General features: G+C 55.5%; 1 protein-coding gene. It reads right to left on the bottom strand.

Features of this window, described 5'->3' with window-relative positions; all coding sequences use genetic code 11:
- Positions 1 to 29: 29 nt before the first annotated feature.
- Positions 30 to 1,118: an IS5 family transposase gene (locus HMPREF1487_RS26185; RefSeq protein ID WP_010799816.1), complete on the bottom strand. Its 1,089-nt coding sequence runs from the start codon at positions 1,116 to 1,118 to the stop codon at positions 30 to 32.
- Positions 1,119 to 1,224: the final 106 nt, after the last annotated feature.

Here is a 1,224-nt window from a genome sequence, read left to right as displayed (position 1 = left end):
CTTAGAGGGTGTAGACAAAACAAAACCTTTCAAGCCAGTCTATTGAGCAAGATACGCGCATTGGCCAGCCATACCCAGGCTGCAGCGACCGAGAGCTTGCGATCATGGTGCATAAGGGTGCGTCGCCAACGTTCGATCCAAGCGTGGGTACGTTCTACGACCCAACGCTTCGGCAGAACAGTAAACCCAGCCCCTCTCTCAGGCAGAGCCAGAGCAGTTTGCAAGGTTCCGGTAGCGCCATTGCCCGGTCGCCGCACCACTTCGACCACAAGCGCATGAGCGTTTTCGATCGCCCGGGCACGACTTCCTCCATAAGCGCCGTCAGCATAGAGCTTCTGCATACATGGCACCTTATTGCAGGCCTTCTCAACAACAGCCGCTGCCGCATCACGATCCTGAACATTAGCCGCTGTGATCGTTATGGCTACCAATACGCCCAGGGTATCGACGATCAGGTGGCGCTTTCTACCCTTGACCTTTTTGCCAGCGTCAAAGCCGCTTTCACCGCCTTGAGGAGAAGCACGAGTCGATTGCGCATCAATGACCGTAGCGCTGGGTTGGACGCCGCGGCCCATGCGCTTGCGCCATTGTTCGCGAAGGCGATCCTGCAGTTGCTCGAAGGTACCAGCCTCTACCCAGCGTGCGAAGGATTTATAGACGGCCTGCCAAGGTGGAAATGATGTAGGCAGCAGACGCCAGGCACAGCCGGTACGCAGCACATAACAACAGGCATCGACCAGCTCACGTCGAGCGTAACGGGGCGGAGTTCCACGGGTACCAGGGTCACGTTCGAAAAGATCAGCAACCAGAGCCCACTCGGCATCAGTGAGGCTTGTACTATAAGGTGTCACCTGTTCACGACGATGGGCCTGGGTATAGCCATAGCGTTTACCTGCCTGAGCGGGTGTGTAGACGTGACGTTTGACCTTTAACCGTACGATGCCCTGAGCACGTAGGCAGCGTCTAATCGTAGCGGAACACACCTGTAGCCCGCTCTGGCGGTAGAGTTCGTTAGCGATCTCATCGAGCGATGCCTGTGGATGCTCAGCCACGATTTTGAGCAATACTTGAATATCGGAAGGCGTGAATGCTCGAGGGCGACCACCCCGATTGACCATAGCTGAGGCTTTTTCAGTCCTGTTATGCTTAGTCATAAACAGACCCCAAAGGCTTAGAACCAGAGGGTCAGCTTACTCCAGGTATATTTTGTCTACACCCTCTTAG

This window comes from Pseudomonas sp. HPB0071 (genome assembly GCF_000478505.2).
GTDB classification, from domain to species: Bacteria; Pseudomonadota; Gammaproteobacteria; order Pseudomonadales; family Pseudomonadaceae; genus Chryseomonas; species Chryseomonas luteola.
This window is presented reverse-complemented; position numbering and strand designations above follow the sequence as displayed.